The sequence below is a fragment of the Streptococcus suis genome (genome assembly GCF_016743335.1).
Lineage (GTDB): Bacteria > Bacillota > Bacilli > Lactobacillales > Streptococcaceae > Streptococcus > Streptococcus suis_Y.
On sequence record NZ_WCJE01000025.1, the window covers coordinates 1 to 14,331 of the forward strand.

The 14,331-nt window shown below is 40.4% G+C and carries 15 protein-coding genes; 8 read left to right on the forward strand and 7 right to left on the reverse strand.

What is annotated here, in order from left to right; translation table 11 throughout:
• Positions 1-2: 2 nt before the first annotated feature.
• The 4 genes from F9856_RS07870 to F9856_RS07885 all read right to left on the reverse strand — a co-directional run bounded on the left by F9856_RS07870 (position 3) and on the right by F9856_RS07885 (position 3,604).
• A complete protein-coding gene (locus F9856_RS07870; protein ID WP_202106274.1) occupies positions 3-1,721 on the reverse strand; it encodes a phospho-sugar mutase in 1,719 nt (572 codons plus the stop codon).
• Positions 1,722-1,811: 90 nt separating this feature from the next.
• Entirely contained in the window at positions 1,812-2,381 is a 570-nt protein-coding gene (locus tag F9856_RS07875) for an ECF transporter S component (RefSeq protein WP_202106275.1), read from the reverse strand.
• Positions 2,368-2,916, reverse strand: a complete 549-nt coding sequence (coaC, locus tag F9856_RS07880; RefSeq protein WP_202106276.1) for a phosphopantothenoylcysteine decarboxylase — start codon at positions 2,914-2,916, stop codon at positions 2,368-2,370. The genes F9856_RS07875 and coaC overlap by 14 nt, the downstream gene beginning before the upstream one ends.
• The gene (locus F9856_RS07885; RefSeq protein ID WP_202106290.1) at positions 2,909-3,604 is read right to left on the reverse strand and encodes a phosphopantothenate--cysteine ligase; all 696 of its coding nucleotides are present in this window, start codon (positions 3,602-3,604) and stop codon (positions 2,909-2,911) included. Before F9856_RS07885 ends, coaC begins: the two co-directional genes overlap by 8 nt.
• Before the next feature lie 396 nt (positions 3,605-4,000).
• On the opposite strand from F9856_RS07885, the gene F9856_RS07890 reads away from it, so the two are divergent.
• Entirely contained in the window at positions 4,001-5,671 is a 1,671-nt protein-coding gene (locus tag F9856_RS07890) for a formate--tetrahydrofolate ligase (RefSeq protein ID WP_202106277.1), read from the forward strand.
• A 39-nt stretch (positions 5,672-5,710) separates the two neighbouring features.
• Here the strand turns inward: F9856_RS07890 and F9856_RS07895 are convergent, their stop codons facing one another.
• The gene (locus F9856_RS07895; protein ID WP_202106278.1) at positions 5,711-6,520 is read right to left on the reverse strand and encodes a PrsW family glutamic-type intramembrane protease; all 810 of its coding nucleotides are present in this window, start codon (positions 6,518-6,520) and stop codon (positions 5,711-5,713) included.
• Between the two features lie 215 nt (positions 6,521-6,735).
• On the opposite strand from F9856_RS07895, the gene F9856_RS07900 reads away from it, so the two are divergent.
• Complete coding sequence (locus F9856_RS07900; RefSeq protein ID WP_202106279.1) at positions 6,736-8,052, forward strand: FAD-containing oxidoreductase; 1,317 nt, start codon at positions 6,736-6,738, stop codon at positions 8,050-8,052.
• Between the two features lie 101 nt (positions 8,053-8,153).
• Here the strand turns inward: F9856_RS07900 and ucpA are convergent, their stop codons facing one another.
• Complete coding sequence (gene ucpA, locus F9856_RS07905; protein ID WP_024378557.1) at positions 8,154-8,945, reverse strand: SDR family oxidoreductase UcpA; 792 nt, start codon at positions 8,943-8,945, stop codon at positions 8,154-8,156.
• 244 nt (positions 8,946-9,189) lie between these two features.
• Here ucpA and F9856_RS07910 point away from each other — a divergent pair, with 244 nt between their 5' ends.
• The 4 genes from F9856_RS07910 to F9856_RS07925 are packed head-to-tail and all read left to right on the forward strand — an operon-like array spanning position 9,190 to position 11,256.
• A complete protein-coding gene (locus tag F9856_RS07910; RefSeq protein WP_202106280.1) occupies positions 9,190-9,807 on the forward strand; it encodes a DUF5052 family protein in 618 nt (205 codons plus the stop codon).
• Positions 9,808-10,317 carry a GNAT family N-acetyltransferase gene (locus F9856_RS07915; protein WP_202106281.1) on the forward strand — a complete coding sequence of 170 codons (510 nt, stop codon included), beginning with the start codon at positions 9,808-9,810 and terminating at the stop codon, positions 10,315-10,317.
• Positions 10,307-10,960: a DNA alkylation repair protein gene (locus tag F9856_RS07920; RefSeq protein WP_202106282.1), complete on the forward strand. Its 654-nt coding sequence runs from the start codon at positions 10,307-10,309 to the stop codon at positions 10,958-10,960. Before F9856_RS07915 ends, F9856_RS07920 begins: the two co-directional genes overlap by 11 nt.
• An 8-nt stretch (positions 10,961-10,968) precedes the next feature.
• Positions 10,969-11,256, forward strand: a complete 288-nt coding sequence (locus F9856_RS07925) for a DUF1905 domain-containing protein (protein WP_202106283.1) — start codon at positions 10,969-10,971, stop codon at positions 11,254-11,256.
• A 292-nt stretch (positions 11,257-11,548) separates the two neighbouring features.
• On the opposite strand, the gene F9856_RS07930 is transcribed toward F9856_RS07925, so the two are convergent.
• Entirely contained in the window at positions 11,549-12,325 is a 777-nt protein-coding gene (locus F9856_RS07930) for a glycyl-radical enzyme activating protein (protein ID WP_202106284.1), read from the reverse strand.
• Positions 12,326-12,456: 131 nt separating this feature from the next.
• On the opposite strand from F9856_RS07930, the gene F9856_RS07935 reads away from it, so the two are divergent.
• Together F9856_RS07935 and F9856_RS07940 are read left to right on the forward strand one after the other, a co-directional pair.
• Positions 12,457-13,200: a DeoR/GlpR family DNA-binding transcription regulator gene (locus F9856_RS07935; RefSeq protein ID WP_024378552.1), complete on the forward strand. Its 744-nt coding sequence runs from the start codon at positions 12,457-12,459 to the stop codon at positions 13,198-13,200.
• Positions 13,201-13,212: 12 nt separating this feature from the next.
• Entirely contained in the window at positions 13,213-14,187 is a 975-nt protein-coding gene (locus tag F9856_RS07940) for a sugar-binding transcriptional regulator (RefSeq protein WP_024398892.1), read from the forward strand.
• Positions 14,188-14,331: the final 144 nt, after the last annotated feature.

Genomic DNA, 14,331 nt, shown 5'->3' on the forward strand with positions numbered 1-14,331 from the left:
GATTATCCAACAAATTCGTTGATTTCTTTTTCGATGTTGGCGATTTTTTCTTCTGCTTCAGCAAGTGTTTCACCGACTGTTGCGATGTAGAATTTGATTTTTGGTTCTGTTCCCGAAGGACGAACAGCGAACCAAGAATCATCTGCCAAGGTGTATTTCAAGACATCTGATGGAGGAGTAGTGAGTTTTTCAATGTTGCCATCTTTATCTGTTTTGGTTTGAAGGGCAAAGTCTTCAAAGACAGCGATGTCAGTTGCGTTGAATTGGGCTGGTGAATTGTCACGGAATTTAGCCATGATTGCCTTGATTTGCTCTGCACCGTCTTTACCAGAAAGGGTAACTGAAATGGTTTTCTCAGCAAAGTAGCCGTATTCCTTGAAGATTTCATCGATACCGTCAGCCAAGGTCATACCACGTGAACGGTAGTAGGCAGCAATTTCAGCAACCATAAGTACAGCCTGGATAGCATCCTTGTCACGCACGAATGGCTTAATCAAGTAGCCAAAGCTTTCTTCGAAACCAAACATGTAGGTATGGTTGTGTTTTTCTTCGAACTCTTGGATTTTCTCAGCGATAAATTTGAAACCAGTCAAAACGTTGAACATAGTAGCGCCGTAGCTTTCAGCAATCTTAGTTACCAACTCTGTTGATACGATTGATTTAGCAAGGGCAGCGTTTGTAGGAAGTGTGCCAGCTTGCTTGTGGGCTTCAAGGATGTACTTAGCAATGATAGCGCCGATTTGGTTACCAGAGAGGTTCCAGTATGAACCGTCAGCTTGACGAACTTCAACACCGACACGGTCAGCATCAGGGTCAGTTGCAAGAAGGACGTCCGCACCAACTTCACGGCCCAATTCTTCCGCAAGGGCAAAGGCTGCTTGGCTCTCTGGGTTTGGAGAAGCGACGGTAGAGAAGTCTGGATCAGCAGTTGCTTGTGCTTCCACAACTTGAACAGACTCAAAACCAGCTTGTGCAAGTGCACGACGAGCCAACATTTCACCAGTACCATGAAGCGGTGTATAGACAATCTTCATGTCCTTACCGTATTCAGCAATCAATTCAGGGTTGATGTTGAGGTCTTTGAGTTCTTCAAGATATTTAACGTCAGTTTCTTCGCCAAGAACCGTAATCAAACCATTTTCCTTACTTGCTTCAAGGTCAGCCAATTCAACAGCAAATGGATTGTCGATGGCACGGATGAAGTTGGTCAATGCATCTGCATCAGCTGGTGGCATTTGTCCGCCGTCTTCACCGTAAACCTTGTAGCCGTTAAATTCTTTCGGGTTGTGACTTGCAGTCACCATGATCCCTGCGATGGCATTGTAATGACGAACAGCAAATGACAACTCAGGAGTTGGACGAAGGCTTTCAAATACATAAGATTTGATACCATGCGCTGCCAAAACTTGAGCTGATTCAAAAGCAAATTCTGGCGAGAAGTGACGTGAGTCGTAAGCGATGGCAACACCACGTTTTTTAGCTTCTTCACCTTTTGATTCTACTAATTTTGCCAAACCTTCAGTAGCTTGACGAACTACGAATACGTTGATGCGGTTGGTACCAGCGCCAATATAGCCACGCATACCAGCTGTACCAAATTCAAGATTTGTATAGAAGGCATCTTCTTTTGTTTTTTCATCCATTGCGACTAATTCTTCACGCAAGTAATCTGGAAGGTCTGCAAAGTCGAGCCATGTTTGATAGGTTTCTTGATAAGTCATCACATATCTCCTTAAAAATTTTTCTATTAAACGCTTTCATTATACCATGTTTGAAAAGAAAAATCACGCTTTCACGTGATTTTCTGATATTTATTTTTGAACTTTCTGTAAAACTGGAACGATAGCTATGGTTAAGAGACCGGAGATGGTTAATTCTGCAATAGAATTGAATGAAACGATACTAGCTAGTAGCAATTTTATATCCCCAGCATATACATTAGAAAATAGGAAGAAGATACCAGTCAAGACAAAAATTGTATTTGTCAAGGTACCAGTAAGACCTGCTAGTAGGAGCCCCTTTTTGTTTTTCATCATTTTGTAAACAAAATATGGTGTAACTCCGATTAAAATACGTGGAACTAAGGCAATCAGGATAGAATTGAAGTTTCCATGTTCTACGAAAGGAGAGAAAACATAACTCATCGGTGAAATGATGATACTATTGCGGATGATACTCATTATTCCCATAAAACCACCCAGTTGTGCCCCTAAGCGTGGACCGTAAAGAATGGAAGCGATGATGATGGGAATATGGGTAATAGTCGGTTTTATTGGCAAGATAAAATTAGCAAAAATCATCTGGCTGACCACTTCAATGACAATCATGATTGTTAGAAATATTGCAAGAGTCGCAACGTCCCTGGATTTATTTGTTTTCATTTAGAACCTCCATTACTTTGTTTAGAATCACATCAATCTCGGCCAGAGCACCTGTACCAAAGTCGCCGCAAGCAAGCAGGGCTTCACGCGGTTTGATTTCCTCAAAACCATACTCCATGAGGGTTTTGATATTTTTCTGAGTGGCAGGGTTGAGGTACATGTTAGTATTCATAGCAGGTGCCAGCAGTTTTTTAGTACCAATTGGCAGAGCCAGAGCTGTTGCCGTAATAATGTTGTCAGCCATACCATTAGCTAATTTAGCTATCGTATTGGCAGAAGCAGGGGCAACTAAAAATATGTCTGTTTCTTTGGCAATATCGATATGCTTGATAAGAGTAGGATTTTCTTCAATCATGACATCTGTGTGAACCAGATTTTTTGACAAGGATTGGAGAGTCAAAGGTGTGATGAAGTCCATAGCAGAGCGACTCATGAGGACTGTAACCTGATGACCGAGCTTGGTCAATTGACTAGTTAGGTCAGCTGCTTTGTAGGCTGAAATAGAGCCAGTAACGGCAAGTGTGATATTAGCCATTTTGTTCTCCTTTTTCTAGGGTATTTAAAATGAGCTGAGCAATTTCATCTTTTGTCTGTGCTTGAATCTCCCTTGTTTTATCAACCAAATAGGCAATGTGTTGATTTTCTCCAATATCCTTCAAGTCATTAGCAAGTATATAATCAGCGCCATTTCGTTCAATGCTTTGGCGAGCTACGGCAAATAATTCCTCCTTAGGAACATTAACCAATAGTTTGAAGCCAAAGAGTGTGATAGCTGGATTCCATTTTTTTACATAGGAAATGACCTTGGGAGTTTTTTTCAAGAAAAGAACTTGGTAGTCATCCTTGGATGAAATCTTACTTTCTGTATTCTGTTTTTTTAGTAGACTAGAAATGTCTTCAGTTGCTCTTAGTTCATCTAAACCAGCCATATAAACAGGTGTATAATCGGATACAGCCATGCTATGAATCAGGGCCTGATGTGATTTGACTAAAGGTTCTAATGTTTCTTTTAAACTATCAACATTTGTGATTTCGATAATGGTTAAATTCTTCTGAGAATTTGGTTTAACAGCCTGTCTTGTAGTCACAAGAGTAACTTCATAACCGCGTTTCAAGGCTTGTTCGGCAATGATTTTTCCAAGATTTCCAGAAGCATGGTTTGTAATAGCGCGGACTTGATCGATAGCTTCGCTTGTTCCGCCTGATGTAATCAATAGTTTCATGTTCATATTTTACTAGAATTTCTATTTTTCGTAAAGTTTGCACTAATCGATTTGCTAATCAATCTGTGACACTGGAAAAATGCAAAAAAATATAAGGACAGGTATTATATTATATAGTGAAGTGTTTTTGTGCAAGAAAGCGTTGGTTTGTTAATCAAGGCAATTTTTAAAGGAATACTGACTCTCTTTTGAAAAAACTAACTAAAACCAGTCTCTTAGATGGAAGTGTAGAGCTTGATGAGAATGCAGTTTTTAAAAATTTGTATCTGTTTAAGTAAGGAAACCTGTAGTTTTTCTGAAAATTCCGTACGTTAGTGAATAAATATTAAAAAATATGCGAAAATAAGCTGTGGTATGGTATAATGTCCATAAAAAATAAGGAAATTAGGAGCTCTCATGAAAACAGATATTGAAATTGCACAAAGTGTGACCTTGAAACCAATCACAGAAATCGTTGAAAAAGTTGGTATCAGCTTTGATGATATTGAACTTTATGGAAAATACAAGGCAAAATTGTCTTTCGATAAAATCAATGCCGTTAAGGAAAATGCACCTGGTAAGTTGATTTTAGTGACAGCTATCAACCCAACGCCAGCTGGTGAAGGCAAGTCGACTATTACTATCGGTTTGGCAGATGCCTTGTCTAAAATTGGCAAGAAAACCATGATTGCCCTCCGCGAGCCTTCTTTGGGACCTGTCATGGGGATCAAAGGTGGAGCTGCAGGTGGTGGCTATGCTCAGGTCTTGCCAATGGAAGACATCAATTTGCATTTTACAGGCGATATGCACGCCATCACCACAGCAAACAACGCCCTTTCAGCCTTGATTGATAACCATATCCATCAGGGGAATGTGATTGGCATTGATCAACGTCGTATTATCTGGAAACGTGTTGTGGACCTCAACGATCGTGCTTTGCGTAAAGTAACAGTTGGCTTGGGCGGACCGCTTAATGGTATTCCACGTGAAGATGGCTTCGATATTACCGTAGCTTCTGAAATCATGGCGATTTTATGCTTGGCGACAGACATCAATGACTTGAAAGAACGTTTGGCAAATATTGTGATTGGTTATCGTTTCGATCGCAGTCCTGTCTATGTGCGTGATTTGGCGGTGGAAGGTGCTTTGACTCTTATTTTGAAGGATGCTATTAAACCAAACCTTGTGCAAACTATCTATGGCACGCCAGCCTTTGTCCATGGTGGTCCATTTGCTAACATTGCCCACGGCTGCAACTCAGTTCTAGCAACCACAACCGCTCTGCGATTGGCCGACTATACCGTCACAGAAGCAGGCTTTGGTGCAGACCTTGGAGCAGAGAAATTTCTCGATATTAAAGTTCCAAACTTACCAAAAGCTCCTGATGCAGTGGTTATTGTTGCCACCCTTCGTGCACTTAAAATGCATGGTGGAGTCGCTAAGACAGAACTTTCTGCTGAAAATGTAGAGGCAGTGAAAGCTGGTTTTTCTAACTTGAAGCGTCACGTTGAAAATATTCAGAAATACGGTATTCCAGCAGTCGTTGCTATCAATGAATTTGTATCTGACACAGCTGACGAAATTGCAACTTTGAAAGAACTTTGCGCTGAGATTGGCGTACCTGTGGAATTGGCTAGCGTATGGGCAAATGGTGCTGATGGTGGTGTTGAATTGGCTGAGACAGTTGTTGCTACTATTGATAACCAAGAAGCAAACTACCAACGTCTTTACAAGGCTGAGGATAGCTTAGAAGAGAAAGTGACCAAGATTGTTACGCAAATCTACGGTGGTACAGGCGTTGTCTTTGAGAAGAAGGCTCGTAACCAGCTGACTGAATTTGCTAAGAATGGTTGGGACAAGTTGCCAGTCTGCATGGCCAAGACCCAATACAGCTTCTCAGATAATCAGTTTGCCCTTGGAGCGCCGACAGACTTTGACATTACAGTCCGTGAATTTGTTCCCAAATTAGGAGCAGGCTTTATCGTTGCCTTAACAGGTGATGTCATGACCATGCCTGGTTTGCCAAAAGCACCCGCAGCTCTCAACATGGATGTGGCGGCAGATGGGACAGCTATCGGCTTGTTCTAACAAGAATATGAAAAATCCGCTCAAAGGCGGATTTTTTGTCTATTCAGATAGTTTCTCAACTGTTTGATAGGCAAGTAAGCCAAGTAAAATACTCAAGATAGGAAACACCGTCTGGAAGATACCTGTGTTGAATGGTGAATTAAAGAGAAAATGGATTCCAAAGCTTGCACCAATCCAAAATACTCCCTGTGCTTTTGATATACCTGTATTTTTCGTGAGAAGGGCTACTAAGCCAATGGCAAAGAGAAGCGTGAAAACCCAATGGGCCCAACCAGCTTGACCAACGCGTTCAAGAATGGTTTCAAAGCCGTCTAATTTATTCATGAACATGTCTCTAAAAACAAAGGTGATGTCTTCCATGATTTGGAAACCTAATCCAACAATCACTCCGCTTACCAATGCATTTTTTAGTGTCATTTTTCTACAAATGAGCAGTACAAGTAGAACAGTTAGCCCTTTTCCGATTTCTTCTGCCAATGGACCTGAAATAGCTGCGCCCCAGTCATTTAGGAAATTATTACTAGCTTTAACGATTTCGAGCAGGAAATATCCAATAGCTGTATGTCCCAGTTCAGAAAAAGAGATGCTACTTGTTAAGCCTAAAAGCCAGCTAAGCCCTATAACTTGTTTGGAGATGTTATAGCGTTTAGCTAAGGAATATGTCAGTACTAGTAGGGGGATGATGTAAATAGCAACCAAGGAAATGGTTAGGAGAAAGAGAGGATATTTAGCTTCCATGCCATTTGGCTTACCTAATTCTCCAAAGATAATTTTGCAACCGTTGACAAATCCAATCGTTGCTAAGACGACTGGAAGATAGGTTTTACACATTTGAAATTTTTCTTTCATAGTTTTACCTTTCTGTATTAATAAACTGGTGTATGGATACATTGTATCAAAAATAAGTACATTTCGTCTATTATTCACCTATTTTTTATCTAAACCTTCTCAGTTATTGTAATGTTTTTTCCTGCAACTAGGACTCCATAATAGGCCGTAGCAGAATTGTGCCAAAAATTTTCTTTTTTGATAGACTAATGTTAAAAAAATAAAAGGAGTATTTTATGGAACAATATGATTTAGTAGTCATTGGTTTTGGTAAGGCTGGTAAGACCTTGGCAGGTAAGCTTTCAGCAGCTGGTAAAAAGGTAGCTTTGGTTGAGGAAAATCCTGCTATGTTTGGCGGGACTTGTATCAATATTGGCTGTATTCCAACCAAGACCCTCTTGGTTGCGGCCGATAAAAACTGGACTTTTGAGCAGGTCATGGAGCAAAAGGAAACGGTGACTACTCGCTTGCGGAACAAAAATGAAGCGGTCTTGAAAGGCAGCGGTGCCAATCTTTATCAAGGTCACGCACGTTTTGTTGCGGACAAAGTCGTTGAAGTGTCGGCCGGTGAAGAGTCGATCCAACTGACTGCGGAAACGATTGTCATCAATACAGGTGCTAAGTCGCGCGTGCTTCCAATTCCAGGTTTGTTGGACACGCCTCACGTGTATGATAGCACTGGTATTCAGAACTTGGAAACTCGTCCTGACAAGTTGGCAATTATCGGTGGTGGTAACATTGGACTTGAATTTGCTGGACTTTACAGCAAACTCGGCAGTCAGGTGACGGTATATGAGGCTAGCTCTGCTATTTTACCGAGAGAAGAGGAAGTAGTTGCTAAGCTAGCCAAGGAGTATATGGAAGAAGCTGGCGTGACTTTCGTGCTCGGAGCAAACATCGAACAAGTGGCAGCAGCAGGTGATCAAGTCTCCGTGACGGTTAATGGCGAAACGGCAATCTTCGATGCTGTCCTCTATGCGACAGGTCGTGTGCCGAACACTGCTGACTTGGGCTTGGAAAATACGGCGATTGAGCTTTTGGAAAATGGTGCTGTTAAGGTGGATGACTACTGCGAAACCACCGTTCCAGGTGTCTACGCAGTTGGAGATGTCAATGGCGGTCCACAATTCACTTACACATCCCTAGACGACTTCCGTATCGTTTTCGGCAAGTTGACTGGGACTGGAACTTACAGCTTGAGTCAACGTAAGTCAATCCCAACCAGCGTCTTTATAACGCCTGTGCTGTCCCGTGTTGGTCTGACGGAGAAGGAAGCCAAGGAAGCAGGTTACGACTACATTGCCAATGAATTGCTTGTTGCCAATATGCCACGTGCCCATGTCAATAATGACCTCAAAGGTATTTTCAAGGTTATCGTAGATAAGGAAAGTAAGCTTGTTCTGGGGGCGACTCTCTTTGGTCGCAATTCTGAGGAGTTGATTAACCTGATTGCTATGGCGATTGACAATAAGATTCCTTATACCTACTTCAAAACACAGATTTTCACCCATCCGACCATGGCTGAGAATTTGAATGATGTTTTTAATTTTTAATAGTGTAATAACCGTCCAATGGGGCGGTTTTTTATAACCTAAAAGGAGAATAACTTGATGAGGACTCATCTTATTATTCTCCTTTTTAATTACACTGTGCGTTAGACACCCATATCAACAGTCTCTGGCAGAGTAGCCCCTCCATCAATGACAATTTGGGCTCCTGTTATATAACTACTTTCATCGCTGCCAAGAAAAGCAAATAATTCTCCAACTTCTTTAGGATCTGCTAGTCGTTTCATTGGGACTGCCTTTGCAATTCCCTCGATGATTTGCTCGGGGTTTTCAGGATTAGACTCTAAAGCCATTTGTTCTACCATTGGAGTACGTGCGTAGCCTAATTGTGTACAGTTTACACGAATATTTTTTTGAGCATATTCAACCGCTAAGCATTTAGTTAAGCCGACTGTTGCAGCCTTTGTCATGGCATAAGCTGCTTCTCCAGGATCTGCCACAATATCTCCTGTTACTGAGGAAGCAATGACAATACTGCCTCCGTTTCCTTTTAACATTTCCTTAATAGCGACTTGGCAAGTATTCCAGACACCCTTGATATTTACATCAATATGGAAATCCCTCATTTCTTCTGTAAATTCTTCAAATGGCGCCAAGCGACAGACTCCGGCATTGCAGCAAGCTATGTTTAGAGAACCAAATGCCGCAACAGTTTTATTTACTGCCTTTTGTAATTGTGTTATTTCACGAACATCAGCTATATGTGTAATGATATCTGCATGATACTTTTCTCGCAATTCTTGTGCCGTTGTCTCAACGGCTTCATCTCTATCTATCATACAGATTTTAGCCCCGTTTTTTACATAGACTTCTGCAATTCCTTTTCCAAGTCCAAATGCTGCACCTGTAATCAGGGCAACTTTTCCAAGCAATTTCATAAGAGCACCTCCTTGTTAATATATCAAATTAAATGTAACCCTTTTTGTACAAAAAGTCAATTGATTATAAAGAAAGTTTGAAATGAACTTATTGATATTTATTTTATGTTTCCTCTTTCTTTTACAAAATAGCTTTCATAAAGTATGCCAGACTATTTTCTGGGATAAAATTGTTATCTGCAAGTAATTTTGGTATTTACTGTATAACATGTTACAATAAGGTATCAACCATTGGAGGTTTTATATGAAATGGAATAAAAAGTTAGCACTTGGTGCTGTATTAGTAACCAGCCTAGTCACCTTGTCTGCTTGTCAATCAATTTCAAATTGGTGGAAGAATACCAAGGAAGAATGGATTGGCTTGGAGATGACGGTACGGACATACGATGAAAATTCTCAGTTGATTGATGAAATGTCTGGTAAGTCCCTATCGATTTCGCGGAATCAGGAATTTGACTCGGTGGATGCCGAAGGCTATTCCAATGCGGATTCGTCTGTTTTAAAAGTCACACTTGGCAATTATGAAATTGACCATGTCGGTTCGTCCTTGATTGCGGCAGAAGAGGGCTTGGAAGATTTGTTTGCCAAGTATCAGACAACGGTTGACATGTCCAATTATGATCATGCTATTCCTGTTGTCAATCGGATGGTCTCTAGCCTGAAAAATGATTTTACAGGTAAGGCAAAGGTGGTTTTGATTCGTTCGCAAAACGGAACACCGCTTGCTACTTATGTAGGTGATAAAGTATCTCTTTATGCATCTGATGCACCTAAGACTTCTGAACTCTTGATTGATGGCAAACGGTTAATTATCTACCGTTGTGATTATACAATTTATGATAGAGAATTATTGGAGAACTAAATGATAGACATTCGTTCCGCAAGGATAGAGGATGCTGCAGACCTTGTGGCAATTTATGCTCCTTATGTAGAAAAGACCGCTATTACCTTTGAAACAGAAGTGCCGACTGTCGAAGCCTTTGCAAGTCGAATTGAAAAGACCTTGGAGAAGTTTCCTTATCTGGTCGCAGTAGAAGAAGGCGCTCTTGTTGGTTATGCCTATGCTTCAACCTACTATGCCCGTGCGGCTTACGATTGGACGGTGGAATTATCTGTATATATTCAGCAAGAAGCACGTGGAAAAGGAATTGGAACTCTTCTCTATAATGCTTTGGAAAGGGAACTGACCGCGCGTGGTTTAAAAAATTTCTTAGCCTGCATTGCCCTACCAAACCCAGCCTCGCTTGCTCTTCATAAGAAGAGAGGCTATGAACAGGTAGCTCATTTCAAAAAAGTTGGTTATAAATTTGATACATGGCATGATATTGTCTGGCTTCAAAAATCTCTTGTAGGTAAGCAAAATGAAGATTGAAGAATTAGAAAAATGCTTGTTGGCTGTGGCGGATGCCAGTCAGGCCCAGCCTATGAAAGCCTATATGAAGAATCACTTTGACTTTCTAGGTGTTCGGACACCTGATCGACGGAAAGTTGCTAGGCAATTTTTCAAAGAATATAAGGCTCAGGGAATTGACTGGGACTTTGTAGAGGCTTGCTGGTCTAAGCCCTATCGTGAGTTTCAGTATGTCGCCATTGATTACCTGGTCACTAAGAAAAAAGATCTAGTCTTAGCTGACCTACCCCGCTTGAAAAAACTGGCTCAAAGCAAGTCTTGGTGGGATAGTATTGATGGATTAGATAAACTAGTCGGTAAGATTGTTTTGGACAATCCAGAGGCCAAGCAGACAATCTTGGAATGGAGTTTGGATGATGATTTCTGGTTGAGACGAATTGCCATTGACCACCAACTCTTGCAGAAAGAAAAGACAGATACAGAGTTGTTGGAACAAATCCTGATCAATAATCTCAATCAGACTGAATTTTTTATCAATAAGGCAATCGGCTGGAGTTTGCGGGATTATTCTAAGACCAATCCTGAATGGGTACGGGCTTTCCTTGACACCTACCGTTCCCAAATGGCAGGCTTGTCCATCCGTGAGGCTAGTAAGTACATCTAGGAGGAACCATGTCTAAAGTCTATGAATTTGAAGCCCTTATCCATCCAGTACCAGACAAGGGTGGAGCTTATGTCATCTTTCCCTATGATATACGAGAAGAGTTTGGCAAGGGGAGGGTAAAGGTACATGCCAGATTTGATGGTCATCCCTATGATGGCTCCATTGTCAATATGGGAGTTAAGGATGAAGCAGGCAATATCTGTTACATTATTGGCGTTCAAAAGGCTATTCGATCTGCTATTGGTAAACAGGCTGGTGATAGAGTACAAGTAACCATTCAAGAACGAATGGAGTAATCAGGCTTGCAAATCCTTGAGATTATGGTAGAATAGATTCATGCGATGAGCCGAGTAGTGACTTTGTCACATTCGACGCTAGGGAGGTCTTCATTAAATTGAAACGCAGGAGCGGACCTTGAATAGTTGTGTGAACCTTCTATTCTCATCGGAAACGATGCCCTTGCCCACTTAGGTGGGCTTTTTTTTGTATACTAATATGCTTCAGATAATCTATCGGAAGCATATTTCAGTATGTATTTCTAAAGGAATGTTATTGGCTCAGCCGAGGAAGTTTTTGTATTTCTCAAAGTTAGAAATAACAGTTGATATTATGTTTGATGAAGATTGCCTGATAATCAGCCAAGTCTTCTGGATGGAGAGCCTTGACATCGGTCATAGCATAGGTTCGATTGAGAAGCTTATACTTATTTTCTCCAAATTGATGGAAGGGGAGTAGTTGAACTTTGTCAATCTTGAGTTGATTAAAGAGACAGGCGAATTGTTCAGCATCTTCGAGGGAATTATTAAAGTCAGGGATAACAGGGATACGTAGGACGATTTCTTTCCCGATGGAAAAGGCGTATTGGATATTTTGTATGATAAGGTTATTGTTGACGCCGGTGACTTTTCTATGAGAAATTGTATTGTAATGTTTTAAATCAGTATAGATAAAGTCAACGTATTGGATAAGGTCAACAAATTTGCGGTGTTCTACGAAAGCGGTGGTTTCAATAGCGGTATGAAGGCCGTGTTTTTTTGCCTCCATAAGAATAGCTTTCGCAAACTCATATTGGGCAAAAATTTCTCCGCCAGACAGCGTGAGCCCACCACCAGATTCTTCATAAAAATCAATATCTTTCATGACTTCGGATATGATGTCATCAACAGATTTTTCTTCTCCCATGATGGTCATTTTTTTACTAACAGCATCAAGCATGGGTTCAGGTTTTCGTTTTTGAGATTCTGGATTTGCACACCAAGGACAACGTAGGGGGCAGCCTTTCAAGAAAACCGTTGTACGTATACCAGGACCGTCATGGAGCGAAAAATGTTGAATGTTAAAAATAATGCCTTTTCGTGTATTCATGCTCTTTCTCCTTTTCGATTAATTTGATTTTATCACACAAAAGAAAGTTTTACAATTACGAACGTAAGTTAAAAAGTTGCAAATAGTTGAAAAAGAGTCAAAATTTGATAGAATAATGATGAGGTGATGAAATGGAACGATTAGATAAAATTATACAACTGGTATCACAACATGAAAAAATAGATGTCAATAGTTTGGCGGAGCAACTGGACGTTTCTAAGGTAACCATCCGTAAAGATTTAGATAAGTTAGAATCAAAAGGTTTATTACGTAGAGAACACGGCTATGCTGTTTTAAATAGTGGCGATGACCTTAATATTCGGATGTCCTTTCGCTATGACGTAAAAAAACGAATTGCAAAAGAAGCTGCAAATCTTATTGCCGACAATGAAACGATTATGATAGAGTCTGGGTCAACTTGTGCTCTCTTGGCAGAAGAAATTTGCAAAACCAAGAGAAATGTGACCATCATAACAAATTCTTATTTTATAGCCAATTATGTGCGACAATATGATAGCTGTCAGATTATTTTATTGGGTGGTGAGTTTCAAAAAGATTCCCAAGTAACAGTTGGGCCGCTCTTGCATAAAATGATTCAGTTTTTCCATGTTGATAAGGCTTTTGTAGGAACTGACGGCTATGATAGTGAGCATGGTTTTACAGGTAAAAACTTAATGCGAAGCGAAGTAGTGCAGTACATGTCTGACGTTGCTGAAAACATGATTGTGCTAACCGATTCTAGTAAATTTACAAAACGAGGGACAGTACGCAGATTTGGTTTAAGTCAAATTGCTCAGGTCATTACAGATACGTCGATTTCTGAAGATCTTGTCAAGGAATTAGAAAATGCTAGAGTCACAGTAAGGCTAGTTTAGGTTGGGGGCAGTATGAAGCAAGAAAAAAGAAGGCAGTTGGCAAAAATAGCCTATCTTTACTACGAAGAGGGGAAAAGTCAAGCTGAGATTGCTGCTGAGACAGGAATTTATAGAACGACAGTCAGTAGAATGTTGACCAAGGCTAAGTCAGAAGGCATTGTAAAAATAGAAATTCAAGATTTTGATAGGCGCCTATATCGACTAGAAAAATATGTTCAAGAAAAATATGGATTAAAAGGTTTAGAACTGGTTGAAAACAGCACCGATGAGGACCAGCTTGATTTAGAAAATCGTCTGGCACAGGCTGCAGCCGATATGCTTACCAATCTAATTGATGATGGAAAGAAAGTTGGTTTTTCATGGGGGAGAAGCCTCAGTCTTATTGTAGATAAGATAGGAAATCATCGTATGAAAGGTGTCAAATTTGTTCCAATAGCTGGCGGTCCAAGTCATATCCACGCGCGTTATCATGTGAATACTCTGATTTACGATATGGCCAATAAATTTCGTGGAGAATGTAGTTTTATCAATGCGACGATTATCCAGGAGAATCAAGAACTTGCTCAAGGTATTCTTTCTTCTAAATATTTCGAGGAGCTATGTGCTGACTGGAAGGACTTAGATGTAGCAGCAATAGGTATTGGCGGTCGAGTCGATGAAAAAAATCGTCAATGGTTAGATATGTTGACGACGGCTGATTTTCAAGCCTTGTCAGATGAAGGTGCCGTTGGTGAAACCTGCTGTCGTGGTCTGAATCAATACGGACAAGCTGTCGTTGAGGATTTGCAAAAGAGGACCATTGCCATCTCTTTAGATGATTTAAAAGAAGTTCCAGATACCATAGCTCTTGCATACGGGGAGGAAAAGGCTCAAGCCATTTTAGCTGTATTGCGAGCTGGCTACATTCATCATCTGGTCACAGATGAACGAACAATCGTAAAAGTTTTAGAACTGGATAATGATGTGCATATCCATACAAATTTGTAAGAGAGTACTTCAATCGCTTAAAGGTGGTTGAAGTATTTTTCTATCCCAAAAAAAATGCACAAAAGTGCAGAAATATATTAAAACAGAAAATGTTCTATAAATATATTTACGCTATAAAGAGAAAATGATATGATTTAGTTACGA

What these genes read in the sequence shown, in the direction of transcription:
- F9856_RS07870 (WP_202106274.1), bottom strand. Translation starts at nt 1,721, where the DNA reads ATGACTTATCAAGAAACCTATCAAACATGGCTCGACTTTGCAGACCTT.
- F9856_RS07875 (WP_202106275.1), bottom strand. Translation starts at nt 2,381, where the DNA reads ATGAAAACAAATAAATCCAGGGACGTTGCGACTCTTGCAATATTTCTA.
- coaC (WP_202106276.1), bottom strand. Translation starts at nt 2,916, where the DNA reads ATGGCTAATATCACACTTGCCGTTACTGGCTCTATTTCAGCCTACAAA.
- F9856_RS07885 (WP_202106290.1), bottom strand. Translation starts at nt 3,604, where the DNA reads ATGAAACTATTGATTACATCAGGCGGAACAAGCGAAGCTATCGATCAA.
- F9856_RS07890 (WP_202106277.1), top strand. Translation starts at nt 4,001, where the DNA reads ATGAAAACAGATATTGAAATTGCACAAAGTGTGACCTTGAAACCAATC.
- F9856_RS07895 (WP_202106278.1), bottom strand. Translation starts at nt 6,520, where the DNA reads ATGAAAGAAAAATTTCAAATGTGTAAAACCTATCTTCCAGTCGTCTTA.
- F9856_RS07900 (WP_202106279.1), top strand. Translation starts at nt 6,736, where the DNA reads ATGGAACAATATGATTTAGTAGTCATTGGTTTTGGTAAGGCTGGTAAG.
- ucpA (WP_024378557.1), bottom strand. Translation starts at nt 8,945, where the DNA reads ATGAAATTGCTTGGAAAAGTTGCCCTGATTACAGGTGCAGCATTTGGA.
- F9856_RS07910 (WP_202106280.1), top strand. Translation starts at nt 9,190, where the DNA reads ATGAAATGGAATAAAAAGTTAGCACTTGGTGCTGTATTAGTAACCAGC.
- F9856_RS07915 (WP_202106281.1), top strand. Translation starts at nt 9,808, where the DNA reads ATGATAGACATTCGTTCCGCAAGGATAGAGGATGCTGCAGACCTTGTG.
- F9856_RS07920 (WP_202106282.1), top strand. Translation starts at nt 10,307, where the DNA reads ATGAAGATTGAAGAATTAGAAAAATGCTTGTTGGCTGTGGCGGATGCC.
- F9856_RS07925 (WP_202106283.1), top strand. Translation starts at nt 10,969, where the DNA reads ATGTCTAAAGTCTATGAATTTGAAGCCCTTATCCATCCAGTACCAGAC.
- F9856_RS07930 (WP_202106284.1), bottom strand. Translation starts at nt 12,325, where the DNA reads ATGAATACACGAAAAGGCATTATTTTTAACATTCAACATTTTTCGCTC.
- F9856_RS07935 (WP_024378552.1), top strand. Translation starts at nt 12,457, where the DNA reads ATGGAACGATTAGATAAAATTATACAACTGGTATCACAACATGAAAAA.
- F9856_RS07940 (WP_024398892.1), top strand. Translation starts at nt 13,213, where the DNA reads ATGAAGCAAGAAAAAAGAAGGCAGTTGGCAAAAATAGCCTATCTTTAC.